24 protein-coding genes and 1 riboswitch are annotated in these 24,670 nt (G+C 45.5%); of the genes, 14 read left to right on the top strand and 10 right to left on the bottom strand.

Annotation, left to right across the window (positions count from 1 at the left end; translation table 11 throughout):
- Positions 1-34 precede the first annotated feature (34 nt).
- The 6 genes from ACSW3C_RS17765 to ACSW3C_RS17740 form a co-directional block, all read right to left on the bottom strand.
- Positions 35-517, bottom strand: coding sequence for a glycosyl-4,4'-diaponeurosporenoate acyltransferase CrtO family protein (locus ACSW3C_RS17765; RefSeq protein ID WP_486564146.1), 483 nt, complete (start codon positions 515-517; stop codon positions 35-37).
- A 30-nt stretch (positions 518-547) separates the two neighbouring features.
- Positions 548-1,657: a glycosyltransferase family 2 protein gene (locus ACSW3C_RS17760; RefSeq protein WP_486564206.1), complete on the bottom strand. Its 1,110-nt coding sequence runs from the start codon at positions 1,655-1,657 to the stop codon at positions 548-550.
- A 42-nt stretch (positions 1,658-1,699) separates the two neighbouring features.
- Positions 1,700-3,193 (bottom strand): phytoene desaturase family protein, encoded by a 1,494-nt coding sequence (locus ACSW3C_RS17755; protein WP_486564144.1) that lies wholly within the window; start codon positions 3,191-3,193, stop codon positions 1,700-1,702.
- A 23-nt stretch (positions 3,194-3,216) separates the two neighbouring features.
- Positions 3,217-4,080 (bottom strand): phytoene/squalene synthase family protein, encoded by an 864-nt coding sequence (locus ACSW3C_RS17750; RefSeq protein WP_486564142.1) that lies wholly within the window; start codon positions 4,078-4,080, stop codon positions 3,217-3,219.
- Between the two features lie 14 nt (positions 4,081-4,094).
- Positions 4,095-5,612 carry a phytoene desaturase family protein gene (locus tag ACSW3C_RS17745; RefSeq protein WP_486564140.1) on the bottom strand — a complete coding sequence of 506 codons (1,518 nt, stop codon included), beginning with the start codon at positions 5,610-5,612 and terminating at the stop codon, positions 4,095-4,097.
- Between the two features lie 198 nt (positions 5,613-5,810).
- Positions 5,811-6,530, bottom strand: coding sequence for a polysaccharide deacetylase family protein (locus ACSW3C_RS17740; RefSeq protein ID WP_486564138.1), 720 nt, complete (start codon positions 6,528-6,530; stop codon positions 5,811-5,813).
- 248 nt (positions 6,531-6,778) lie between these two features.
- Between ACSW3C_RS17740 and rbsK the strand changes: the two genes are divergently transcribed.
- The 4 genes from rbsK to ACSW3C_RS17720 all read left to right on the top strand — a co-directional run bounded on the left by rbsK (position 6,779) and on the right by ACSW3C_RS17720 (position 11,194).
- Positions 6,779-7,708, top strand: coding sequence for a ribokinase (rbsK, locus tag ACSW3C_RS17735; protein WP_486564136.1), 930 nt, complete (start codon positions 6,779-6,781; stop codon positions 7,706-7,708).
- Between the two features lie 12 nt (positions 7,709-7,720).
- The gene (locus ACSW3C_RS17730; protein WP_486564134.1) at positions 7,721-8,926 is read left to right on the top strand and encodes a M20 metallopeptidase family protein; all 1,206 of its coding nucleotides are present in this window, start codon (positions 7,721-7,723) and stop codon (positions 8,924-8,926) included.
- A complete protein-coding gene (locus ACSW3C_RS17725; RefSeq protein WP_486564132.1) occupies positions 8,923-9,843 on the top strand; it encodes a nucleoside hydrolase in 921 nt (306 codons plus the stop codon). Before ACSW3C_RS17730 ends, ACSW3C_RS17725 begins: the two co-directional genes overlap by 4 nt.
- Before the next feature lie 64 nt (positions 9,844-9,907).
- Positions 9,908-11,194 carry a uracil/xanthine transporter gene (locus ACSW3C_RS17720; protein WP_486564131.1) on the top strand — a complete coding sequence of 429 codons (1,287 nt, stop codon included), beginning with the start codon at positions 9,908-9,910 and terminating at the stop codon, positions 11,192-11,194.
- Positions 11,195-11,222: 28 nt separating this feature from the next.
- On the opposite strand, the gene ACSW3C_RS17715 is transcribed toward ACSW3C_RS17720, so the two are convergent.
- A complete protein-coding gene (locus tag ACSW3C_RS17715; RefSeq protein WP_486564129.1) occupies positions 11,223-12,212 on the bottom strand; it encodes a LacI family DNA-binding transcriptional regulator in 990 nt (329 codons plus the stop codon).
- A 170-nt stretch (positions 12,213-12,382) separates the two neighbouring features.
- On the opposite strand from ACSW3C_RS17715, the gene ACSW3C_RS17710 reads away from it, so the two are divergent.
- From ACSW3C_RS17710 to ACSW3C_RS17700, 3 genes are all read left to right on the top strand, one after another.
- Entirely contained in the window at positions 12,383-13,612 is a 1,230-nt protein-coding gene (locus tag ACSW3C_RS17710) for a NupC/NupG family nucleoside CNT transporter (RefSeq protein WP_486564127.1), read from the top strand.
- 252 nt (positions 13,613-13,864) lie between these two features.
- Positions 13,865-14,023, top strand: a complete 159-nt coding sequence (locus ACSW3C_RS17705; protein ID WP_486564125.1) for a hypothetical protein — start codon at positions 13,865-13,867, stop codon at positions 14,021-14,023.
- A gap of 115 nt (positions 14,024-14,138) precedes the next feature.
- On the top strand, positions 14,139-14,630 hold the full coding sequence (locus tag ACSW3C_RS17700; RefSeq protein WP_486564123.1) for a hypothetical protein: 492 nt from the start codon (positions 14,139-14,141) through the stop codon (positions 14,628-14,630).
- Positions 14,631-14,702: 72 nt separating this feature from the next.
- Here ACSW3C_RS17700 and ACSW3C_RS17695 read toward each other — a convergent pair whose 3' ends face one another.
- Positions 14,703-15,023 (bottom strand): DUF3889 domain-containing protein, encoded by a 321-nt coding sequence (locus ACSW3C_RS17695; RefSeq protein WP_486564121.1) that lies wholly within the window; start codon positions 15,021-15,023, stop codon positions 14,703-14,705.
- Positions 15,024-15,155: 132 nt separating this feature from the next.
- Between ACSW3C_RS17695 and ACSW3C_RS17690 the strand changes: the two genes are divergently transcribed.
- The 7 genes from ACSW3C_RS17690 to ACSW3C_RS17660 all read left to right on the top strand — a co-directional run bounded on the left by ACSW3C_RS17690 (position 15,156) and on the right by ACSW3C_RS17660 (position 23,533).
- Entirely contained in the window at positions 15,156-15,758 is a 603-nt protein-coding gene (locus ACSW3C_RS17690) for a hypothetical protein (RefSeq protein WP_486564119.1), read from the top strand.
- Positions 15,755-17,065 carry a hypothetical protein gene (locus ACSW3C_RS17685; protein WP_486564118.1) on the top strand — a complete coding sequence of 437 codons (1,311 nt, stop codon included), beginning with the start codon at positions 15,755-15,757 and terminating at the stop codon, positions 17,063-17,065. The genes ACSW3C_RS17690 and ACSW3C_RS17685 overlap by 4 nt, the downstream gene beginning before the upstream one ends.
- Before the next feature lie 130 nt (positions 17,066-17,195).
- A complete protein-coding gene (locus ACSW3C_RS17680; protein WP_486564117.1) occupies positions 17,196-18,587 on the top strand; it encodes a YfcC family protein in 1,392 nt (463 codons plus the stop codon).
- A 26-nt stretch (positions 18,588-18,613) separates the two neighbouring features.
- A complete protein-coding gene (locus ACSW3C_RS17675) occupies positions 18,614-19,774 on the top strand; it encodes a M20 metallopeptidase family protein (RefSeq protein WP_486564116.1) in 1,161 nt (386 codons plus the stop codon).
- Positions 19,771-20,886, top strand: coding sequence for a mandelate racemase/muconate lactonizing enzyme family protein (locus ACSW3C_RS17670; protein WP_486564115.1), 1,116 nt, complete (start codon positions 19,771-19,773; stop codon positions 20,884-20,886). The genes ACSW3C_RS17675 and ACSW3C_RS17670 overlap by 4 nt, the downstream gene beginning before the upstream one ends.
- Before the next feature lie 197 nt (positions 20,887-21,083).
- Positions 21,084-21,268: riboswitch (Lysine riboswitch) on the top strand.
- Between the two features lie 173 nt (positions 21,269-21,441).
- Positions 21,442-22,152: a cysteine hydrolase family protein gene (locus tag ACSW3C_RS17665; RefSeq protein WP_486564114.1), complete on the top strand. Its 711-nt coding sequence runs from the start codon at positions 21,442-21,444 to the stop codon at positions 22,150-22,152.
- Between the two features lie 22 nt (positions 22,153-22,174).
- Entirely contained in the window at positions 22,175-23,533 is a 1,359-nt protein-coding gene (locus ACSW3C_RS17660) for an APC family permease (protein WP_486564113.1), read from the top strand.
- Between the two features lie 61 nt (positions 23,534-23,594).
- Here the strand turns inward: ACSW3C_RS17660 and ACSW3C_RS17655 are convergent, their stop codons facing one another.
- Both ACSW3C_RS17655 and ACSW3C_RS17650 read right to left on the bottom strand, forming a co-directional pair.
- Complete coding sequence (locus ACSW3C_RS17655; RefSeq protein ID WP_486564112.1) at positions 23,595-24,287, bottom strand: LrgB family protein; 693 nt, start codon at positions 24,285-24,287, stop codon at positions 23,595-23,597.
- Positions 24,257-24,661 carry a CidA/LrgA family protein gene (locus ACSW3C_RS17650; RefSeq protein ID WP_486564111.1) on the bottom strand — a complete coding sequence of 135 codons (405 nt, stop codon included), beginning with the start codon at positions 24,659-24,661 and terminating at the stop codon, positions 24,257-24,259. The genes ACSW3C_RS17655 and ACSW3C_RS17650 overlap by 31 nt, the downstream gene beginning before the upstream one ends.
- Positions 24,662-24,670 lie beyond the last annotated feature (9 nt).

The raw sequence follows: 24,670 nt of genomic DNA, 5'->3' as shown, positions 1-24,670 counted from the left end.
ATCTAAGAGCGATGTAATAGCGAAAAGCCCCGCTTCAACGCGAAGCAGGGGCTTTTACTATACGTTCAATTCGAGGCCGATTGTATCGCTGCAGAATAATGAGCGGTACGTTAAATAGTATGGCATACGCTATATTGACATAGCCCGCCCACATGGGATTCCAAAGAAAGAACAGCAGCGCGGGCGGAATGGAAATCCAATGGGTGAATTCGGCGCGCCTTGATTCCAGCAGAAAGAGGGATAAGGAGGCCGAATCCCAGCCATGCAATTGTTTTTTGTTGTAACCCGAGCGGATGAACAGTGTACCGTCAGGAACATATTGCTTCCATGCTTTCACACGCGCAACGTCCTGCCAGAGGACCCCTTCCTTTTCCCAGTGAAAGCTAGTAAAGAGCCAAGAATATTTGACGAACCATCTGATCGGTATCTTGTTGGTAATGGCCGAAATGCCAATTTGAATGGAGAGCCAAGCAAGTGCATTGATGACAAAAAGCCAGATAATGGGCAAGTCTTTCATTTCCAAATCGCCTTCTTTGGGAAAGCCGCATTATACATGAATATCCCGCCCTCTCCAGCTGACTCTTTTACGCACTTTTCCTAAATACGAGGAGCGCAGAAAGATAAGAGTAAACAGCAGTAAATGAATTGGATAGAATAGGAACATCCAGATGTTAAAACTGCCAATTCGCCTTGCAAACAGGGCAAAAGAGGCTGCGAATCCAAAGTACAAAACAAGTGAAATGATAGACCACACAGTATTCTGGATAATGAACGCAGCGGGGAGCATGAATGCGATTGCCAGGCCACCTGCCATCCAAAGATTGATAAGCAGCATGACAGCCGGGGCCGTGAAGCTGGCGCCAGTCGCAAAACTTTTGGTCAAACTTTCCGTCATCTGGCCAGCCCCTTCCGAATACATGCGCAGCGTGACGAGTCCTTTTCCGCTGTAGCAATGGACAGGATATCCGGCCTCCTGAAATTTTCGTCCCAGTGCTAAATCATCCATGACATGTCCGCGCACCCCCGCATGCCCTCCGACTTTTTCATACTCTTCTCTGCGGCATAAGAGGCAAGGCCCGAAGGAACCTGCACTTGAAAAACGGCCTGAGAATGCCGAGAATACATTCATCCCGACAACTGCAATGAGTGGAAATAAAGCGGCGGCGTTCTCGTACCATGAAACGACACGATGATAAGGTTGCAAGGAGACAATTCCCGTGCCGCGGAGCCGCTCGTAAGAAGATACATATTTCAGCAGACTTGTATTCTCTTGAAATTCAGTATCCGCATCCATGAATAACAGCAAATCGCCTGTAGCTGCTTGAACACCCGCCCAGCAGGCGGCGGATTTTCCAATCCAGCCATCTTCAGGCGGAAGATTTCGAATGACAAGGGCGCCGTACGATTCGGCGATTTTAGCGGTTTGATCTTCCGAATCGTCATCGACGACAATCATTTCGAAATCAATTCCTGTCTGCTTGGCCAGCGATCTCAATAACGGAACAATGCGCTGCTCCTCATTGCGGGCGGGAATGATGACAGAAACGAGTGAGGATGTGGAAGGATGATCGGCAGCAGGAGGGGAAGGGAAGCGGAGAAACATCAGCCCCCCTGCCAATAGGCCGACTGCGCCAAGTAATCCGGCAACTGTCAACACAATGATCAATTCAATTACCTCCTGTCCACATCGTTATCTTTTTCACGTTCTGTCCCGCTCTATAATTTTATTGCATACTTGCTGGCCGCTTAGCGTCACCATCGGCATACCGCCGCCCGGGTTCACGGTACCGCCGACGAAATAGAGGTTATCATAAAGCTCGCTCTGCTTTTTGTTTTTAAAACCTTTGTTCTTCCGTTTATCGGAAACGGTGCCGTAAATGGAACCTTTGTGGGAGCCGTACATTCTTTCAATATCATGCGGTGTCCAGACATCCTTCGTCACGATATTCTCCCTCAGGCCCTCGAGCCCCATCCGTTCCAGCTTCAGAAGAACCCGTTCTTCTAATTCCTTGTAGTCCTCTTCTGTAAACGGATTTTCCTGGATATGAGGAATATGAGGGAGGATCTTCAAGTTTTCATGACCGGCTGGCGCTTGGCTTGGATCCGTTTTATTCGTATTGACCAGATAGATCGTAGGATCATCAGGCAACTCGTAGTGATGGAACACTTTCTCCATCTGTTCCTTCAAATTTTCGGAAAAGAAGAAGTTATGATGGTTCAGCTGCGGATATTCCTTTTTCACGCCAATATGGAGGACCAGGCCGGAACTGGATGGCTCAAATTTTTTCGTAAGCTTGTCAGTAAACGATTTGTCTTCTTCCAGCAGCTTTTCGTAGGCTGGTATTACTTCCATATTGGAAACAAAATAATCCGCTTCCAGCGTCCGGCCATCTGCCAATTCCACGCTGGCAATCCGTCCGTCTTTTTTGTGCAGCTTCTTGACTGCAGTGCCGGTATGTAGAGAGACATCAGCCAATTTTGCAAGCTCTGTTAAACCTTCTGCGAGCTTATGCATGCCTCCCGGTACATACCAGCATCCCTGAGCATGCTGCATGTAAATCATCATATTGAGTACAGCTGGTGCATCGTATGGAGACGATCCGACGTATTTAATAAAATAAGCAAGCATATCACGCAAATGCGGTTCTTCGATTCGCTTTGCGATGGCTTCATACATCGTGGATGTCAGATCGAACCCTTTGAATGACTTCAATAGACCATGATGCCGGATTACTTCACCTGTCGTATCAAGCCCCTCTGCGAAATAGCCCGCTTCTGTCATGTCGTACAGCTGCTTGGCGTACTGGAGGAATTGATTGTAGTCATCGATATCCTTACGGCTCAAGTAAGGATTTGCTTCCTCCATCAGCTCCAGGTCTCCGTATAGATCCACAATTGTTCCATCAGGAAAAAAGGAGCGCCATTCGCGCTGCAGCCGGTGAATTGGCACATAATCAGCCATTTGTTTTCCACTGCCGTGAAACAGCTTTTCGAAAATATGTGGCATCGTCAAAATGGAAGGGCCTAAGTCAAATCCGAAACCGTCCTGTTCCAGCCGGTTTAATTTCCCCCCAAGATGATCGTTCTTTTCAAATAATGTTACGCTGTATCCTGCTTGCGCCAAAGAGATGGCGGCAGATAATCCGCCAAGTCCGCCTCCTATGACGATGACCGTCTTATTACTTCGCGCCATCTGGATCCCTCTCTTCTCTTCGTTCATCCCGTTGCTTCGGATAGAATTTGTATCATTTGATGAGTGGATACGTAATTGCGTCTGCGCAGGCAATCATAGCCGTTTTGTCTGACGCTCGTCAGAATTGCACGATAAATGAGGGCCGAAGAAAGCACAGCAAACCGGCTATCCTGGTCAAACAACTCGATTTTACCGAGAAACTCATCGTACAGAGCCTCAGCGCGAGAGGCCATCCGCTCCCATAATACCTTAAACCCTTCGGTCACTTCGTATTTTGCAATATGTGCCGGAGTATAGTCTGCCAGCTGCATCTCCTGTTTTGGCAAATAAACTCTTCCCAGCTTCGTATAATCTTCACCGACATCCCGCAAAATGTTCGTAATCTGCATCGCAATGCCGAGACTGACTGCAACATCAGTGCACTCTTCTTTCGCCTCGCTAGCGATAATTGGCAGAAGCATACGGCCGACAGAACCGGCCACATAATAACTATAGGCCTCCATCGCTTCCATACTGTCCGGCTGGGCAAAATGAATATCCATTAGCTGTCCTGTTAACTGGTCGTAGAATGGCAAGATATTCATCTCGTAGCGATTAAACACATCCCGGAGAGCGCGCCAAAGTGGATGATCGTCTTCCTGGTTGAATGCAAAGCGGTTCAATGAGTCAACCATCTCGTTCAAGGCGACTGTTTTCGCTGCTATCGTGTCATTTTCATCCACACAATTGTCTGCGGTCCGGCAAAAGGCGTAAATGGCATAGACCGCCTGCGCCTTTTTCTGCGGAAGAACGGAAAAGGCCTGGTAGAAGCTGTTGGAATACTGTTTAATGATTGCCTCGCAATACGCATAGTCGGATGCGAGAACGGATTGTTCATTACGTAGCATGAGAGGTTCTCCTTTCATCTTGCCTGTAGTAGTTGGCCATCGTCATAAAGCAGTTCTTCCGTGGCAATTTTGGCGGACAATAAAACAATCGGGACGCCTGCACCAGGGTGAGTACTGCTGCCCGTGAAGTACAGATTTTCACAATGTGTCGCTTTGCTCTGCGGGCGGAGGTGATTGCTTTGGCTCAGGCTTGGCTGCAGTCCGAAGCACGCTCCGTTATACGCGTTAAATCGTTTCAAGAAAGCATCCGGTGTCATATAAGTTTCAGTTACAATTTCATTCTCGATATTTTCAAAGCCTTTTACTTTCTTTAATTCGCCCAGGACATAGTTACGATAGTGCTGAATTGTGCTGTCATCCCATTCATACGAGGAGCAGGACAAATCCGAAACAGGCACAAGAATATACAAGCCGTCCTTTCCTTCAGGAGCAAGTGATGGATCGAGCTTGGAGCCGATATATACATAGAAAGAGGCCGAATCCAAGCGTCTTCCATCGAATATTCCATCGAGGTTTCCTTTCAGATCATCATTGAAAATAAAGTTATGGGCATTCGGAATTTCATCGTATTTCCGGTCCATGCCGAGATACATTAGGAAGCAGGAACAGGAATATTTCATGCTATCAATCTTTTTATCTGTATACTTGCCTTTCGCTTGAACATCTTGCACGAGATGCTTCATGGCATATGGGAAATCGGCATTGCACATAACATGATCAGCAGGAATGAAATCTCCTTTTAAACGGATGCCGACCGCTTTTCCGCCTTCAATGACAATCTCGTCTACCGGGGCATTATAGTGAACGGATCCACCCAGCTCCTTAAAGAGCCGTTCCATCGACTGTGCCATCGTATACATGCCGCCTTTGATGAACCAGACGCCATAAAGGAATTCAATCATTGGAATCATCGTATACAGGGAAGGTCCGGTATAAGGAGAGACACCAATATATAAGGTCTGAAAACTGATCATTTGTTTTAAGCGTTCATCTTTAATGTATTTGCTGACAAACTTATCCGCGTTGCCGAACGTCTTCAACCGCAACCCCTGACGAATCATGGCGACATTGTAGAAGTCTGATTTTCTGCGGAACGGGCGCTGAAGGAAATGTTCTTTCGCAATGAGATAGCGTTTATGGATTTCCTGTAAATAATTCAGAAAGCCTTGTGCATCTTCATCGCTGACATTTTCGAAAGTTTCCATCAATCTAGTCAGATCAGAGGAGATTTCGAGATGATCACCAGCTTCTTTTCCGAAATAGACACTATACATCGGATCTAAGCGTTCCATCGGTATGTAGTCATCCGGATTGCGACCGCAAAATTCAAATATTTCTCGATAAATTTCAGGCATCATGACAATCGTGGGACCAAGATCGAAAAGGTAGCCGTCCTTTTCGATGCGATGCATTTTGCCCCCTGGCAGTGCTTCTTTTTCAAAGAGCTCTACATCGTACCCAAGATATTGCAAGCGGATTGCGCTTGCCAAACCTGCTACACCTGCACCGATCACAATCACTTTCTTTTTCATTCCATTCTCCTCATTTCATGGTTTGTATAATGTTTGTATAGTTTATATCCTCAGGAAGACGGAAATCTAGTCTATTACTCTGAATTATACATGAAATTTTCCAAAAGGAAAGTAAAACCTTATACAAATTTGTACAATGTTTTATCTAGGTAAAAGAAAAACCCCTTGGACCGGAAATCGATCCAAAGGATTTTGAAGTTAGACGTTACGTTTAGCAGGGCAGGGGAGCAAGAAGGGAGTACCTTGTGCAGTAGCTTCTTCTAAGAAGATCTTGAGCTTTTCGAGCATAACGCCAGGCGCATCATCATCCGCACCAGGGTTGGTCCCGTCATCATGCAGCAGAATAATGGAACCATCTGCCGGCACTTGCCGTAAACCGTCCAGCAGGCGGGTCTTGCAGCTTGCAACCTTCCAATCTTTGAAGTGGTGAGTCCAAATAATAATTTGGTAACCTCGTAAACGTGCAAGCGGGATGGAAGCGGCATTCAAGAAGCCCCAAGGCGGCCGGTAAAGAAATGGACGAACGCCCGTCACTTGTTGGATAATGCGCTCTGTTTCTACCAGCTGTCTTTTTAATTGAGTCGGCGTTAATAGCCAGCTTGAAGTATGCTGCAAATGGTGAATGCCGATTTGATGTCCTTCTTCATGCATTCTTTTCAAAATAGCAGGGTGGGCTTTCGCTTTTTCCCCAACAACAAAGAAGGTCGCCTGCACATTATGTTTCTTTAATAAATTCAAAAGTTCCACCGTATACACTGGGTGTGGCCCATCATCGAACGTCAAGGCGATTCCGTTCCTGTTTAATTTCTTCACAATCCCAAAGCCAGTCAATCGGATGAAGGCGGTCGCCAGCACTGTATAGAGCAGAGGGATGAAGCCTAGACAAGCCAAAATAGTTGCAATAGTGCGTTTCCCCACAATAACACCTCACTCAAAAAAATAATTCCAATTGTTGTCCATTGTAGTCGATTCAAGATTTTGAATCGAGCAGAAAGCAAGAGAGGCTGCTGTCTTTGTAGCGAGAAGATCTCAGAACTGTATATGTTTTTGGAATAAACCCATCCCAGTACGTGAACATTACATAGCAATGCGGAATTCGATTTGCGAGGTGGTTATGCGTATGGTATTCTTAATGTGTAATCGGTTACACATAGGCGTTTTATCGAATGACGGATGAAATAGGTGATAGGGTGAATAGGAAAATTGTCGTTGTTGGTAGCATAAACATGGATATTGTTATTTCGGCTGGCCGGCTCCCGAAGATGGGAGAGACAATATTAGGTGAACGGGTCACCTACTTGCCAGGTGGTAAAGGAGCCAATCAGGCTGTCGCAATGGCGCGGCTTGGCGGCGATGTCCAAATGGTCGGAGCGGTTGGTAACGATGAGTTCGGCCGCAGTCTTCTTGAACAATTGAAAGCAAATGGAGTAGGAACAACGTTTGTTGACATGATTGATGGAGTTCAGACGGGAATTGCCAATATCTATTCCGTTGAACACGACAATTGTATCACCGTTGTGCCCGGCGCGAATTTTGCGGTGACTCCGGAAAAAATCGATGGGCGTATCGAGCAGGCAATCGCTTCTGCTGATGTGCTCGTAACCCAGCTGGAAATCCCGCTTGCCACAGTAGCACACGTATTGAAAGTGGCGAAACAGCATGGTGTCACAACTATTTTGAATCCGGCACCTGCACAAAACTTGCCTGTTGAATTGCTTGAATTGGTCGATTTCTTAACACCGAATGAAACAGAATTTGAAGCGATGTCAGGACATTCCTTCTCCTCCCGCGAACAACTAAAGACGCTGATGGAGGAATGGCAACATAAGCACCAGCAAACTCTTCTCGTGACACTTGGAGATGAAGGATGTGCTTATTTGGACAACGGTTTGTTGAACATTGTCCCTCCGCCAAAAGTCGACGTAGTGGATACAACGGGAGCCGGGGATTCATTCAATGGAGCACTGGCAGTCGGCGTGACGAATGGTTGGCCAATGGGTGAAATGGTGTCATTCGCAGTCAATGTTTCGGCAAAGGCGGTAACAAAATTCGGTGCCCAGGAAGGAATGCCTTTCCTGAATGAATTAAAGGAATAGGAGGTCAGTGTAATGGAGCATATTTCATTGTCATATATAGAGAAAAACTTGGAAGCCTATTTAAAGGGCACGTATACGTTTTTGCATCAGCATCCCGAGCTAAGTAAAGAGGAATACGAAACACAAGCATTTATTGTAAAAGAATTGGACCGTCTCGGCGTTCCATACAAGAAAATGGCGAAGACTGGTGTTTGTGCTGAATTGACTGGAAGTGAGCCAGGAAAGACCGTGCTGATTCGTTGTGATATCGATGCACTTCCGATTGAGGAGCAGACAGGACTTGACTATGCTTCCAAACGCCCTGGTGCCATGCATGCATGCGGCCATGATGCACATACGACAATCGGGCTCGGTCTGCTGACTATTTTGAAGGAGCGGAAAGCAGACTGGAAAGGAACTGTGAAAGTGATGTTCCAGCCATCCGAAGAAGTACAGCCGGGCGGGGCAAAGCCGATGATCGATGAAGGGATTTTGGAAAACCCGAAAGTGGACGCGGCGATCTGCTTGCATACCAATCCATTTTTAGAGCCAGGTAAGTTTGAAATGAAAAAAGGATATATGCTCGCCAATACAGACCGTGTGTATATTTCATTAATCGGGAAGGGCGGCCATGCTGCGGCGCCACAGCAAGGAATTGATGCCATTGCAATGGCTGGCCAATTTATTGTCGGCACACAAAACATTGTTTCCCGGCAAACATCGCCTCTCGATCCAGCGGTCATCACGTACGGTACAGTGAACGGCGGCTTTACGTCAAATGTTATGTGCGACCGGGTCGATATTTCCGGAACTGTCCGGACGATCAAGTCGGAGACGCAAGATCGCATCGAGGAGCAAATCGAGGCATTGCTTAAATCCGTGACATCATTTTGGGGCGGTTCGTATGAATATAACTATAGCAGAGGCTATCCGGCATGCTGGAACGATCCTCAATTGACGGATGTTGTGGCTAATGCAATTCGTACGGCTTTTGGTGAAGATAAAGTCGTGGAAGTGGAAAATCCGTATATGAGTGGAGACGATTTTTCCATTGTCGCAAACCATGTACCTTCCGTTTTCATGTATTGGGGTACAGGATCAACTGAGAAAGAAAACTTCCCGTGGCATAACGCCAAGTATCATGTGAATCTGGATGCGCTGAAATACGGGGTGGCAACTGCGGTAGAATGTATTACAACTTTACTTGAATCGGATAAGGCAGGGGGAACAAAGGCATGAAAAAAGTAATTATTGATGTGGATACAGGAATTGATGACGCAATCGGGATTTGTCTGGCAACGAAAAGTGGACAAGCCGACATTCTAGGCATTACGACAGTCAACGGTAACACATCCCTTGACCAAGCAACCATCAATACAACGAAAGTGATGAAGCTCCTTGGCCGGGAAGATGTTCCGATTATTAAAGGCGCAGACCGTCCATTGCTGAGAGACCCTCATTTTGAAGTGAGCGTGCATGGGAATGACGGAATCGGCGGTGCATTGAAAGAAATGGAAGTCACTGTGAATGAAGAAGGCTTCGCCCCTGATTTTATTATCGAACAGGCGAAAGAGCACAAAGGTGAACTGACGATCATTTTGCTGGCTCCGTTGACGAATATGGCGCTTGCAGTCCGAAAAGAACCCCGCTTGAAGGAATGGGTAAAGGAACTTGTCATCATGGGTGGCGCTGTCAGTGCACCGGGCAATATTACACCGACCGCGGAATACAACATGTATATCGATCCAGAAGCAGCAAAGATTGTGTTTCACGCAGGCATTCCGATTACCCTTGTCGGACTTGATGTAACGCAGCAAACGCTCTTGACCGAAGGCGATATTGAACGGATGAACGCTGGCGAAGTTCGCGATTTCGTGCAAGAATCAACTGTTCATTACATCAACCGCTATTTCGAATTAACGGGTAACCGGGCTTGTTCCATGCACGATCCACTTGCGGTAGGAGTTGCTCTTGATAGATCCCTTGTCCGGACAGTGCCGTATTATGTGGACGTTGAAACGAACAGCGACTTATGTGACGGCCACACAGTTTGCGATTTTAAGGGCTGGACGAAGAAAGAGCCGAACGTGAACGTCTGCTTGGAAGTAGAACGGGAACGGTTTATTGATACGTTAGTTGAGACGTTAGGGAGATAAGCCGCGGAAGGAGAGTCTGACAACATATGTCAGACTCTTCTCCGTTTAGAAAGAAGGAAACTGGATGAACGCTTTATCAAAGCCTGCATTGTCACTGGCTGGCGTGCAATGGCTGTTTTTCATGTTTGCCAATACGGTCGTCGTTCCGTTATCGGTAGGGGCTGCATTTGAGTTGCCCGATCCGGAAATCGCCGGCATCATTCGGACGTCATTCATCGTTACGGGAGCAGCGAGCATTTTACAGGCAACTTGGGGCCATAAATACCCTCTCATGGAAGGGCACGGAGGTGTCTGGTGGGGGCTGGTGCTCAGTCTTTGTGCTTCTGCGCCAGCTGTCGGACTTAGTTATGCTGAAGTCGGGGGCAGTCTTGCGCTCGGTATTGTTCTCGCTGGAATTATGACAATTTTGCTCGGTGCATTTGGTTTTGCCGGGACATTGAAAAAGATTTTTAATCCTGTCGTGTTAACGGTCTATCTGTTTTTATTATCCTGCCAGCTCATCATGGTGTTCTTCAAAGGAATGCTCGGCATGAACGAAGAAGGAAAAATTGATGCGACAGTGGCTATGCTTTCGATCGGCATTGTTATTTTAGTTTTGGTCCTGGCTGTAAAAGGGTTTGGCAAACTTGGGAATTATTCTATTTTAATTGGGATGATTGTTGGCTGGATAGCGCATAGTCTTTTGTTTAAGGCAAGCGTACAAGTAAGCGGCGGAGCTTCAATGTTATTTCCATTTTTGCCTTGGGGTGCATTCCGCATGGATGTCGGAATCGTTCTAACCGCTTTCCTCGCAGGATTGATTAATATGGCGAACTCCTTAGTGGCGATCACCACAATTGAAAAGCTATTCAAGCAGAAAACGACAGATGCCCAATATCGACGCGCCTTTATGCTGACGGGGTTGCATACGATTGTTGCTGGGTTGTTCGGTCTTATACCTTATGGTCCTTATACTTCCTCCATTGGTTTCTTGGAAAGTACGAAAATTTATCAGCGTCTGCCGTTCATTCTAGGTGGAATGCTTTTCATTATAATGGGTCTTGTTCCACTGTTCGGATCGTTCTTCTCTCTAATGCCGATGAGTATCGGAGATGCCGTTCTGTTTGTCGCCTATTTGCAGTTATTCGGCAATGCGGTGAAAAACATCCGGCAATTGCCGCTAGAGGAAATCTCCTTGTATCGGCTGACCTTGCCAGTCTTGATCGGACTAAGTGTCATGACGATCGCACCGGCTGCATTCAGCACATTCCCAGTTCTTATGCAGCCAATCATAAGCAATGGCCTGCTTGTAGGAGTTCTCATTTCACTTATTATGGAAATGGCTTCAAAGAAGAAAAAGGTGGCAGGATAATAAAAGGTGAGTTCCATATACTAGGAACTCACCTTTTTGTTGATTGTTTTTCAATCAATTCGACGTCAAACAGTCTGCTTTTCTTTTCAATTGGTTCTTTGTTAATTAACGCAACGACATATTCCATTGCAGTCTTTCCGATTTCATAAATCGGCTGGGCAATCGTGGACAGCTCCGGAATCATCATTTCCATATGGATGCCATCGAAGCCGATGACTTTTACATCATCCGGCACATTGATGCCCCGTTCGATTAAAGCTTTGACCGCGCCTGCAGCCATTAAGTCATTGCTGGCGAAAACTCCATCTAGATCGGGATGCGCTTCAAGCAGTCCTTTCATCGAATCGTAGCCGCCTTTTACAGTGAAATCACTGTACGTAATGAGACTCGGCATGAATTGTCCAGTTTCCTTATACGCATCTTCATAGCCTAACGTCCTCTCACGGGAGGAAGTGATATGCATCGGGCCGCAAATATGTACGATCTTCTGGCATCCTTGGGCAATCAGGTGCTTTGTTGCTGCTATGCCGCCTTCCCGGTTGTCAGAGAGAAGCGAAATGATATCTTGCCCAGGCAATGCATTATCCATCAATATGACAGGGATGGAATGCTTCTGCAGTTTGGCCACTTGTTCAGGTTTTATCGTATAGGAAGAGATAATGAGGCCGTCGATCTGCTTTTGGATGAGCGTCTCAATATACTTTGCTTCTTTGTCTGCATCGTTATCCGTATTGCATAGCATAACTGTGTAACCGATTTCATGTGCAGCATCCTCCACAGCACGGGCGATTTCGGGAAAGAATGGGTTTAAAATATCCGGCACCATGAGGGCGACAGTCGCTGTTTTTTTTCCTGCTAAGCTTCTTGCAATATTATTTGGACGGTAATTCAACTTTTCAATCACTTCTGTAATCGCTTGTGCCGCCTCTTTGCTTACATATCCGTTCTTGTTTAAGAAACGAGAAACGGTAGCCACAGATACGCCGGCCAGTTTGCTTACGTCTTTAATTGTAGCCATAATGCACCTCAATTGTGATATCGTTTACACCAACATAGCAATAATCCATGTTTTGGTCAATGAAAGTCTTATAATATCAGATTGACAGTCACTAAATTGATGTGGTAAATTACATGTAACCGATTACACAATAGTGTGAATGAGTTTAGTTTGGAGTAGGGGAGAGGACTATGAATATACTATTTGGGCTGTTAGGCTGCCTCGTCATTTTGGCGATTGCATTTCTACTATCCGAGAATAAAAGAAGAATCAACTACCGAGTCGTAGGGATCGGTGTTGTGATGCAAATCCTGTTTGGCTATATTGTGCTGAAATCAGCATTTGGCCGAGAGGTGCTTGAAAAAATCTCAGAAGGAGTCCGCAATATTATCCATTATGGAAACGAAGGGTTAACATTCGTTTTCGGCGGATTAGCGGATGCTTCCCAGCCGACCGGTTTCATATTCGGAGTCCGGGTCGCTGCCATGGCGATTTTCGTAACAGCACTTATTTCTGTACTTTATCATTTTGGAATCATGCAGCTTTTCGTCCGTATTATCGGAGGCGGTCTTTCCAAGATTCTTGGGACAAGCAAGGCGGAGTCGTTGACTGCAGCCTCTAACATCTTCCTAGGTGTTCAAGAAGCGCCAGTGATCATCAAGCCATACATTAAAACGTTGACACGTTCTGAAATTTTTGCCGTCATGACCGGCGGACTGGCCTCGGTCGCAGGGGGAACACTCCTTGCCTACGCCGCACTGGGCATTCCAATCAATTATTTGCTTGCCGCCAGTTTCATGGCCGCTCCAGCTGGACTCGTATTCGCGAAAATACTGATTCCGGAAACGGACACGCCATTAAATGTAGTGGAAGCAAAGGAATCGAAACCATCCAGTGCTGATGAAGTCAAACCGAGCGTGATTGACGCGATTACTAGAGGCGCTATGGAAGGATTGAAGATGGCGGGCCTCATCATCGCCATGCTGATCGCTTTCATATCCATCATGGCCTTGTTCAATGGCTTACTCGGAGGCATCGGCGGATGGTTCGGCTATCCAAAACTGTCCCTTCAACAAATTTTTGGCTATATCTTCTCCCCGCTTGCGTTCGTCATGGGTGTTCCTTGGTCGGAAGCATTGACGGCAGGAAACTTGCTTGGTCAAAAAGTGGTGCTGAATGAAATGGTCGCCTTTACGTCATTCCAGCCTTTGATTGACTCGCTGTCTGACAAGACTGTCGCCATCATGACATTCGCCCTTTGCGGCTTTGCCAATGTCGGCTCACTTGGAATCTTGATCGCCAGCATGACAGCATTCGCAGAAAACCAACGCGGCGTTGTCGCAAAACTAGGCATGAAAGCAGTTTTGGCAGGAACACTAGCCAACTTAATGAGCGGTACGATTGCCGGTATGTTTATGTAATAAAATGAACCGTCCTGACATTTTGTCGGGACGGTTTTTGTGTGTTGAGGCAATACGTGGCTTGGGGACCGAGTGAGTGAAGCGGTTTTTTGACGAGGTGAAACGGTGATTATTATCTGTGCGCTGGAGTTATTGGCGTTCGTTTTGATTAATTGGCGTTCAGCAAGAGTTAATGGCGTTCGTTTTGATATATTGGCGTTCAGTAGGAGTTAATGGCGTTCGTTTTGATTTAATGGCGTTCAGCAGGAGTTAATGGCGTTCGTTTCGACTTATTGGCGTTCGGCTGGAGTTATTAGCGTTCGTTTCGACTTATTGGCGTTCATCCGAAGTTATTGGCATTCGTTTCGATTAATTGGCGTTCATTTCAATTATCAGGCGTTCAGCCCGCTAATCTGGCATTCTACTCATTAACCGCCGTATAATCTCCCGGCCAGCAAATAAAATCAGCCGACCGTTACCGCGAACACCCAAGCAGACATTAGCATATTCTAATTAGGCGTATGATTGATAGGATGGAGGCGGGGAAATGGTTAATTTTCAAGCGGTGAGCGGCAGGGTGACGGCGATTACTGATTTTATGATGGGGCCGAATGATATGATGACCGGATGTTATAAATTGTTTACGGTGGAGGGCAGGAACGGATCGATTGTTAATTTTGTTGTGGAGCCTTCCACCTATTTTGTGGATCATGTGCTAGTGAAAGTGGGCGACCAGGTGACAGGCTTCTATGATGCAGACTTGCCGGTGCCGTTCATTTATCCGCCGCAATATCGGGCGGTGGTCATGGCGAAAAACCAAGCGGGCCAATTTATCGATGTGGATTATTTTAATAATCAGCTGGTGAACAGCAAAGGAACGCTGAAGTTGAATTTGTCGCGGCAAACGAAAGTTGTTCTGGAGAATGGGCAGGCGTTTACAAGGAATCCGGGCAATCGGGAGTTGATAGTCGTGTATAGCGCCACGACAAGAAGCGTTCCTGCCCAAACGACGCCTTCTCAAGTTATTGTTATGTGTTAACCGTATCCTGCTTGGGCTTTCCTGAGCAGGATTTTCTATTGCGTTTTCTAATAAAAAGCGACAAGTTCATTGTCAGCGATCCGTTTCACGAAATTCAATATCCTTTAGTGATCCTGTGTTAGTCCAATAAGTAATGGTGACGAAAACACCAAATTCTCGTTTACTGTCTTTTACCCATAGCTTGAATTGTTCTTTGGTCACTCCTTGTTCTGAAGTGCTTCCGATATGCAAATAGTCGACAATGTTTACATTGGGGTACCGGGCCTGTGTTTCTTTCATTGCGACTCGGCCCCATTTAGTGTAGGCAGGCGATTCGGCCTGAATACTGGATGCTGGGAATAATGCCGGGGCGAGTGGAAGCAGCAATCCAAGACTCATCAATACTTTTTTCATATAGAAAACTCTCCTTTTCCATATCATGCGTCATGTCTTACAAATCATTCGCCACCTATTTGTGTAAATTTGACATGGAGTGTATCGGAGTTGTGTTATGATTCCAATAAGTGCATTACAAGGAGAGAAGACGTGGAAAGAATCATATCCTTTTGTCTTGGTGGCATGCTTTTAGTTGTGGCAGGATGTCATGCGCAAAATAATGAATTGACTAATTTCAATGCAACTAGCGAACAGCAAAATAATCAACATGATGATTTTCATTTAAGTGATGAAATGATTCAATCAGTGGAGACGGTAAAGCGGCAGATCCCCATGACCTATGATGTGGGACATCAGCAGTTACAATATGTGATGGATCAATTGCGTTCACATGCTGATGATTTATCCAGAGGGGACTATATTGGATATATGTACGCGACAGATCATCTGTATCACTACTTGTTAGCAATTTATTATGAGGATGAGGATGTATTGGATGTACAATATCCATACACATATTCTGCTAATTCATTTGGTGAATTAACTAAGATGTATCATGATCATGTTGATTTTCGTTCAATTGAGTTGAAAGAAGTACTTCATGAAGATGTTACTATTGAGATTACATTGAGTTATCAAAGTAAAGCCGCAACGAATGAAGAGTACCTTCACTACTTTATTAGTTATGGCGAACATGGATTAAAAGATAAATCTTATTTTTTCAGTAAGAAAAAGGAGGGGCTGAACAATTGATTACCATTGCATTATTCGGTTCTGAAGAGACCGTGAACTTAGTGAAACGGTATGAAAAGCATATTGATAATATAGCAATACAAGCCTTTCCTTATCGGACCGTAGGAGATTTGGGAAAGCTGTTGCCACAAGCAGGTCATTGTGATGTCTACTTATTTTCCGGCATTCTACCTTATGTACATGCAGAACGTCTGGTAGGGGAGTTTGATAAACCGGCTGTCTATATCGCTGATAATGAATTGAATGTTTCATTGACACTATTATCCGTTGTGCACCACCGTCTTGCTGATCTGGATAGAATCTCAATCGACCTGCCGGATCGCAAGAATTTGGATATTATTATCGAGCAATTACATATTGATCCTGAACCGATTTATGTGAAGGATTTTGCGTGGGTGAAAACGGATAAGAGCATGGCTTTCCAGATGAAGCCGATTTTAGATTTCCATCTGGAATTGTGGAACGCTGGGAAAACGGATCTTGCAATTACAAGCATTCATGCGGTATACGACCATTTAGTCAGTCAGGGATTGCCATGTTTACGGATGGTGGATGCCGAGAAGACGATTTTGGATGCTTTGAAGGATGCAAAACATAAGGGGCTTCTTCAAAAAACAGAGCTTTCACAAGTGGCGGTTAGTACGATGTCCATTTCATTTCAAGATAAAGAACATGAACTTTCTTCAGAAAAAATGGAGCCCCTCTTTGAAAGCTTGCAGGACTTGTCTAAGCAAGTCAATGGCTCGGTACAACAATTGACGAAGGAATCGTTTGTTTTTTATGGAACAAAGGGAGGCATCGAATTTCTGATGGAGCATTTGGAACTGCTGCATCCTGTTTACTCTATTGCTGACCAATTATCCGTTTACCTGCATCTCGGATCCGGATTTGGCATGACACTTGTGGATGCGAATAATAATGCTATGATTGCGTTAACGTATGCCCAAAAGCAAGAATCGTCCCATTCCTTTATTGTCGTTACAGAAGATAAAATGGTCATTAATCCACAAGCAACGAAGGAACAGCATGTCTTATTAACAGATGATGAACAGATTATCCAATTAGCGAAAACACTTAAAATTAGTGTGACGAATGTAATCAAAATGATTCAATTTCAGAAATCCAGGCCGCTAAACCGTTTGACGTCTAGTGACATAGCAGATTATTTCGGAATTACAAAGCGGAGTGCGGAAAGAATGTTGAAAAAATACATGGACGTTGGTTGGCTGCAAGTCATCGGCGAAGAGCAACCGTATCAGAATGGACGCCCCCGAGCCGTGTATCGATTAGATTTGCCTGAAAGGTAGTTTTAGAAATAATAAAAGGGTCCCCCGATTTAAAATAGTCAAAATAGTTGTTGACTATTTTTTTGTTTTCCGATACTATTGTTCCAAGTTAGCGTCTATATACCGACGTATAAAAATTGGGGGGAAACCAATGGGGGATCAAGTGAAAGTAAAAAAGAAGTTCCATGTACCGCATGTGTATGTCATCCTGTTTTCCATTATCATTTTGGCAGCGATTGCAACGTATTTGGTACCAGCGGGTGAATATGACAAGATGGTGGATGAGAATAACCGGACCATTGTAGTGGATGGTACCTATCATTTTGTAGAATCTTCGCCAACTAGCTTTTTAGGCATATTTCAAGCAATTCATAAAGGGATGCTGAACTCTGCCGGTATTATCTTTTATATTTTCATCGTCGGCGGTTCATTTGGTATTTTACATGCGACGGGAGCCATTTCAGCTGCTGTCGGTACAATTTCTAAGAAAATGAGTGGCAGGGAATATTGGCTGATTCCTATTTTGATGACGTTTTTCGCGTTATCCGGAGCCATGCTGGGATTAGCGGAAGAAACAATTCCGTACATCACAATTCTTGTGCCGTTAATGGTGCTGATCGGTTACGATTCCCTTGTCGGGGCAGCCATCGTGTTATTAGGAACTTCTGCGGGCTTCACGGCCGCTTTTATGAATCCGTTTACAGTCGGGGTTGCACAAGGGATTGCAGAGCTGCCGATTTTCTCGGGGCTTGGATTCCGTATTGTTTTATGGGTCATCTTCTTAAGTGTAAGTATTTGGTATGTCATGCGATACGCGAAGAAGGTGAAGGCGGATCCTACGAAAAGCGTATTGTATGGGACAGAGCAGGATTTCGAGAAGGTTACGGAAATGGAAGAGATGACGACACGCCATAAGATTATCTTTTTAATTCTGCTTGCAACATTGGTCGGACTCGCAATTGGTGTCATCAAGTATGGATGGTATTTGACTGAAATTGCTGGTTTGTTTTTATTAATGGGGATTGCAATGGGGCTTGTTGGAAAGATGAAATTCGACACCATTGCCGAGTCATTTATTGAAGGGTGCCGGGTACTTGTCATGGGAGCGCTTGTTGTCGGTATTGCGAATGCGATACTCGTTGTGTTGCAGGATGGCGCAATCATGGACACGATCTTGCATGCATTTGCTTCAACCATTGGCGAATTGCCTTCAGTTCTAGCGGCATTCGGCATGTATGTTGTTCAATGTCTATTAAACTTTATCATCCCATCCGGAAGCGGTCAGGCCGCATTGACGATGCCGATTATGGCACCGCTCTCTGATTTGGTCGGCGTAACACGGCAAACTGCTGTTTTAGCATTCCAGTTTGGGGATGGAATATCGAATATCTTCACACCAACTTCCGGCTACTTCATGGCGGGTCTTGCATTGGCACGAATCCCTTGGTCAAAATGGGTGAAATGGATTTTCCCATTGATCATCATTCATTACGTCTTAGGTGCCATTTTCGTTACAGTTGCCCATGTGATTGGGTTTTCATAATTTGAATAAAGAGGTGGAAAAAAGCTTTGAAACAACAAGAATTAATGGATTGGGTTATTGACCAGCGACGTTACTTACATCAGCATCCGGAGCTTTCCCATCAGGAGCGTGAGACGAAAGCGTATATTGCACAGCAGCTTCATCAGCTAGGAATCGATACTTTTTCTCTGACAGGAAAGGACGTTATCGGCATCATCAAAGGAGACGGAGATGGCAAGATAATTGGAATTCGTGCTGATATGGATGCCCTTCCAATTCAGGAAGAGACCGGTTTGCCGTTTTCATCAAAAACCAGCAATGTCATGCATGCCTGCGGGCACGACGGACATATGGCCATTCTTCTCGGCGTGGCGAAAGTTCTCGTCACGAAAAAGGAAGAGATTAACGGAACGATTCTGTTGATTTTCCAGCACGCAGAAGAGGAACTCCCGGGCGGTGCGATGGAGCTAGTGGCGGCAAAGCTTTTGGATGGAGTGGATGCAATATTCGGCTATCATCTATGGCAGCCTATTCCGTCAGGAGTCATTGGTGTACGGGAAGGAGCGACGATGGCGGGGGCAGACCGTTTCTCGATTACCATCAAAGGCAAGGGCGGACATGGCTCCATGCCTCAACAGACCATTGACCCGACATTGATTATCTCGACGATTATCACGCAGCTCCATACCATAGTGAGCCGCAGCCTGGATCCAAAGGAAGAAGCGGTGCTCAGTATCGGAGAGTTGCATTCCGGCTCCAATTATAATGTCATCCCAGACACAGCGGTGGCTTCCGGAACGGTCCGTTATTTCAATAAAGACACGTCGTTCTTAATACGAAAACGCTTCGAGGCAATCGTGGATGGGATATGCAATGCACACGGCGCAGCGTATGAACTGGCGTACGAACATGGCGACCCTCCGCTCATGAATGATGTCCGTTTGACCGCATTCATGGAGAAGCAGGCAAAGTCGCTAGTGGGGGAAGAGCGGGTGCAACGAATTGATGGGATTATGGGCAGTGAAGATTTTGCTTATTACTCAACAGAAATCCCTGCATCCTACATTTTCATCGGAATCGGCAAAGACTCGCATCCTTATGGGCACCATCATCCTAAGTTTGATATCGATGAAGAAATGCTTTCAGTAGGTGTTGATTTATTCACTACGAGTCTGCTGGAGTACATGAAGGAGGGGGCAGGGAATTGAAAATAACATCAGTAGAGGTATATGCGATCCGGCTTCCTCTTATCGACCCATTCATCGTCAGTTACCATACGTACAAGGACATGCCGTCGATCATCGTGAAACTACAAACAGACAATGGACTTGTTGGATATGGAGAAGGGACGCCCGATGAACATGTTACAGGTGAAACATGGGAAAGTGTCTTTGCGGTGCTGAACAAGACATTAGCATCTGTTATTCTCGGAGAAAATCCATTCGACATTGAGAAAATTCATGACAAGATGAATCAGACGATCTTAGGTGCGACGACTGCGAAAGCGGCGCTGGATATCGCTTGCTACGACCTCATGGGAAAAGCGGCAAATCAGCCCGTCTATAATTTGCTCGGCGGGCGGTATTATGACAAGCTGGAGCTTCCAAAAGTTATCAGCATTCTGTCACCGGCGGAAATGGCTGAAAAAGCGAAGCAGGCTGTGGCGGAAGGTTATACGACCTTGAAGCTAAAGGTGGGGACAGATAAACGCCTTGATGTGGAGCGCATCCGTGCGGTTCGAGAAGCAGTCGGGCCGGAAATTGCGCTGAAAGTCGACGCCAACCAAGGCTGGGAGACAAGCGCCGATACGATGTATGTCCTTCAGCGAATTACAGACTGCCATATTGATTGGATTGAACAACCGGTCATCGCAACGGATATTGACGGTTTAGCAGAAATCAAACAAAAGACATCTATCCCCGTCATGATCGACGAAGGTATTCATGGAGACAAGGAAATGTATGAAATTACCGTGAAACGGGCAGTGGATATGGTCAACATCAAACTGATGAAATGCGGGGGGATCTATCCGGCTACCCACATCGTACATCAAGCTCAGCTCGCAGGGTATACATGCCAGGTCGGCTCCATGGTGGAGTCCGCTATCGCATCCGCAGCTGGATTGCATTTATCCACAGCCAAAAAACGGATTAAGAGCAATGAACTTGTTGGTCCGTTAATGTTCAGCGAGGACGTGGCACAATTGGATTTCCAAATTCCTTTTGTCTATCTTTCTGAACGTCCTGGCCTTGGTATTGAGGTGGACGAAGCTATCCTTGAAAAACTGACTAGTGACTATGTGAAGATTGAATTATATTGAGGATTTTTGCCGAGATAAAATAGAGTGCTTGAAAATTTTTAAGCACTCTATTCTAACTCCTGGAATGCCTGCTGGAGCAAGCTTTGGAAGGGTTTATTATCTTTGCAATTGAATGAGCAATAAAAAAATTCATTGACAGAGGCTAGACACGAGTACTAGAATGAAACCTATAATTTAATAGACCTCGCTGCTTACGCAGGTGAGGTAGAGGCGCGATATTTATTAGCGCATAGCGGAGTCCGGGAAGACGTGGATGCTATGAAGAAGGAAATGTCGCCGAAGTATGTAATGAGTTCTCGCCATTATGTACTGGGCCTGTAATGAATAATTACAGGACTGTCTTAATAAATTTGCCGATTTATTAAGTTGTGCTATCTCCACTTGAGATAAAAAGGCGAGGAATTTGGAATGACTGCATCATTTCCGGTTCTTCTGGAAAGATATAGTCTTTTTTTATTGCCTTTGGAGATTCTTTAGCACATGAAGAATCTCTTTTTTGTATTTCTGAATTACTAAAATGCAGCTCAGAATGGCTGTGAATTGGAGGAATTTATGATGGAAAACCAACAAACCTTGTATTACGAATTCGCCCCGACTGAGGAAAAGAAAATGGTCGTCGATCCCGCGAAAACTGCCTTATTGATCGTTGATATGCAACATCAATTCATTAGCAGAGATGGCTTAGATGCCAAATTAGCCCATGAACGCGGCATGTTTGATAAGTGGGAGTACTTCTTCGACCGGATTGATGACATGGTCGTTCCAAACAATAAAAAGCTGCTGGACTTTTTCCGTGGTAACCAACTGGAAGTAACCTTTGGCCGCATTGCATGCCATCATAAAGACGGCCGCGATCGTTCACCAGTACAGCGCCGTCCGGGATGGAACAATATTTTATTGCCGATTGGCGATCCGGGAGCGGAAATGGTCGAGGAGCTGAAGCCGCTGGATGATGAAATTGTAGTGAATAAAACAACGGACAGCGTATTGAGCGGAACGAACTATGAATTCCTACTACGTAATATGGGCATTGAAACGGTCGTATGCACGGGCGTGGTTACCGACCAATGTGTCGCTTCCACTGTCCGCAGTTTAGCAGATGCCGGCTTTGAAGTGATACTCGTCGAAGACGCATGTGCCGCGGCAACACAACAATTGCATGACGCCGAAATCATGATCATGAATCAAATCTATTGCCAAGTGATGAGCACGGAAGAAACGATTCAGTTGATTGAGGAACAATTGCAGCAAGAAATTTTAGTTTAATGATAGAGAGGAAGCGGGCGAGATGACGACCATGCAGCAAAATACATCACAAGACCAAGCGGCTCCGCAATTCAAACGGGTTCTGAAACTGAGGGACCTGGTCATTTACGGAATCGCCTTTATGACACCAATCGCTCCGGCTTATATTTATGGCTATGCTTCCCAGCTAACAGGCGGGATGCTGCCGTTATCATATTTGGTTGCCATGTTGGCCATGATGTTTTCGGCCTACAGCTACGGACGGATGGCTGCCGCTTTTCCTGTTTCGGGTTCCACATATACATATACACAGCGTGCGATCAATCCGCACTTGGGCTTTTTTGCTGGCTGGGCCATGTTTATGGATTATGTTCTGGTTCCGCTCATTGTCTTTATGATCGGTGCGTCATACGCCAACGCGTTAGTTCCGTTTATTCCTTATTGGGTATGGGTGCTCATCATAGCAGGCGTGATTACGGTGATTAATATTCTCGGCATGCAGATGGCCGCTAAAACGAACCGGATTCTCGTTTTATTTATGGGAGTCATCGTCGCCATCTTCGTGATCTTTTGCATAAAAGCGATCACAGTAGAAGAGGGGGCGTCCGCTTTAGTTTCCATTACACCGTTCTTTGCCAGTGATACGTTCGCAATCGGAGCGATCGTCTCGGGCGCAGCGATTGCCTGCTTCTCCTTTTTAGGATTTGACTCGATTACGACATTATCTGAAGAAGCAGTGAATCCAAAAAATGATGTTTGGAAAGCGGCTATTCTTTCCTGCTTGATTGGCGGCATCATTTTTATTGCGCAAGCGTATGTGGCGCAGCTTGTCTGGCCAGATGTAGGAAGTTTCAAGTCTGCAGATACTGCTTTGTTCGAGGTGGCGGAACGGGCAGGCGGTGCACTGTTAGCGACGCTGTTTACAGTAGCTGTTATCGTGTCCACATTCACTGCCGGTTTGACAGGACAAGCGAGTGCTTCACGTCTAATGTTCAGTATGGGGCGTGATGAAGTGCTGCCGAAAAAGTTCTTCACACGATTGCATCCGAAGTATCAGACACCGATGTACAATATTTTATTAATGTGTGGAATCAGTATTGTGGGAGCGATCTTTTTGCCGATTAATTTGGTAGCCGAATTAATGAACTTTGGCGGACTGACAGGATTCATGTTCGTAAACTTATCGGTCATCATCTATTATTTTTTCCGTAAAAAGGAACGCAAAATTGTCCGCTACTTCTTACTTCCCGGTTTTGGTTTTCTCATCTGTTTCTATCTATTTATTAACTTGTCCCATACGACACTGAAGGTTGGTTTTGTATGGCTTGCCCTTGGGGTTATCTATTCGCTCGTGACAACGAAAGGATTTAAGAAACTGCCGCCTGCGCTGGCCGAGTTGTAACTATGTAAAAAGAGTGCCTGGATAGATTCCGGCACTCTTTTTATAGCTTGTTTTCTGTAGATCAACTAAGCAATAGCCAAGCAATGATGGGACCAAGCAAAGAACTCAAAATTGCATTCAATGTCATGGATACAGAGGCCATCGAAAACGCCAGCTCATTATATTCGGCGGCTTTTGATGTTCCTAATGCATGGGAGGCGCTGCCGAGGGCGATTCCTCTTCCGACAGGACTTTCCACGCCGAAGAGGCGAAAGATGTACGGAGCTAACATGGCACCGAATATCCCTGCAATCATGACGCCGACAATTGCCATAGACGCACGGCCACCTAAGCCGTCGGCCACCGCCATCGCGACGGGGGTCGTAACCGATTTAGGCAGAATGGAAAGGCTCAATGAGTGGTTTAAATGAATCCATTTGGCAATCAGCGCCACACTCACCATTCCGACGAAACCGGCGATGGCCACGTTCCCTACGATGAGAACCAAGTGTTTCTTTAAAAACTCCCGTTGCTTATATAGGGGAAAAGCCAGTGCCACGACTGCAGGGCCAAGAAGCGAATTGATCCACTTACCGCCCTCCATGTAGCTTTCATACGGAATCCTACAGGCAACTAGAATCACTATGATCAAAAAGGTAGACGTTAACACTGGTATTAAAAATGCATAGGCGAGCCTTGCATAAAGCTTTGCCATCATAAAAAAGCATGCGACGGTCAAAAGGATCATGAGGAATGCGTATACTGCTTGTTGCATTTTTGGTCCTCCTTCCTTTTCTCTGTACTCTTCTCAAAGAATTGGCTGGATAGGCCGGAGATGCCGATTGTAAGAATCGTGCTCACAAGGACAGCCGCGAATAAAAGCAAGCCTTGCCAAGAGAGCAAGAAAGGATATTTCATGATACCGACCGTCATTGGTACGAATAATAACGTTAAGATGCTCAGCAAAAAGCCAGCACCTTGATCAATCAATTGGACAGGCACTACTTTCAAGCATAAGCAAAGAAAGAGGAGAATCAGTCCGATAATGCTCCCTGGAATAATTAAATGGAAGAAATTCTGTATCACAGTGCCAATATACGAAAAAATAAAGAGGATGCCTATTTGTAAGCAAATAATGAGAGGTTTCATGTAAACGTT

Source organism: Sporosarcina sp. AD_1, assembly GCF_057373025.1.
The sequence above is the reverse complement of the archived record's forward strand: the minus strand, read 5'-3'. Positions and strand labels throughout refer to the sequence as shown.

Coding starts and splice junctions, on each gene's coding strand:
- ACSW3C_RS17765 (WP_486564146.1), bottom strand. CDS start 517: ATGAAAGACTTGCCCATTATCTGGCTTTTTGTCATCAATGCACTTGCT.
- ACSW3C_RS17755 (WP_486564144.1), bottom strand. CDS start 3,193: ATGGCGCGAAGTAATAAGACGGTCATCGTCATAGGAGGCGGACTTGGC.
- ACSW3C_RS17750 (WP_486564142.1), bottom strand. CDS start 4,080: ATGCTACGTAATGAACAATCCGTTCTCGCATCCGACTATGCGTATTGC.
- ACSW3C_RS17745 (WP_486564140.1), bottom strand. CDS start 5,612: ATGAAAAAGAAAGTGATTGTGATCGGTGCAGGTGTAGCAGGTTTGGCA.
- rbsK (WP_486564136.1), top strand. CDS start 6,779: ATGACGGATGAAATAGGTGATAGGGTGAATAGGAAAATTGTCGTTGTT.
- ACSW3C_RS17730 (WP_486564134.1), top strand. CDS start 7,721: ATGGAGCATATTTCATTGTCATATATAGAGAAAAACTTGGAAGCCTAT.
- ACSW3C_RS17725 (WP_486564132.1), top strand. CDS start 8,923: ATGAAAAAAGTAATTATTGATGTGGATACAGGAATTGATGACGCAATC.
- ACSW3C_RS17720 (WP_486564131.1), top strand. CDS start 9,908: ATGAACGCTTTATCAAAGCCTGCATTGTCACTGGCTGGCGTGCAATGG.
- ACSW3C_RS17715 (WP_486564129.1), bottom strand. CDS start 12,212: ATGGCTACAATTAAAGACGTAAGCAAACTGGCCGGCGTATCTGTGGCT.
- ACSW3C_RS17710 (WP_486564127.1), top strand. CDS start 12,383: ATGAATATACTATTTGGGCTGTTAGGCTGCCTCGTCATTTTGGCGATT.
- ACSW3C_RS17705 (WP_486564125.1), top strand. CDS start 13,865: ATGGCGTTCGTTTCGACTTATTGGCGTTCGGCTGGAGTTATTAGCGTT.
- ACSW3C_RS17700 (WP_486564123.1), top strand. CDS start 14,139: ATGGTTAATTTTCAAGCGGTGAGCGGCAGGGTGACGGCGATTACTGAT.
- ACSW3C_RS17695 (WP_486564121.1), bottom strand. CDS start 15,023: ATGAAAAAAGTATTGATGAGTCTTGGATTGCTGCTTCCACTCGCCCCG.
- ACSW3C_RS17680 (WP_486564117.1), top strand. CDS start 17,196: ATGGGGGATCAAGTGAAAGTAAAAAAGAAGTTCCATGTACCGCATGTG.
- ACSW3C_RS17665 (WP_486564114.1), top strand. CDS start 21,442: ATGGAAAACCAACAAACCTTGTATTACGAATTCGCCCCGACTGAGGAA.
- ACSW3C_RS17660 (WP_486564113.1), top strand. CDS start 22,175: ATGACGACCATGCAGCAAAATACATCACAAGACCAAGCGGCTCCGCAA.
- ACSW3C_RS17655 (WP_486564112.1), bottom strand. CDS start 24,287: ATGCAACAAGCAGTATACGCATTCCTCATGATCCTTTTGACCGTCGCA.
- ACSW3C_RS17650 (WP_486564111.1), bottom strand. CDS start 24,661: ATGAAACCTCTCATTATTTGCTTACAAATAGGCATCCTCTTTATTTTT.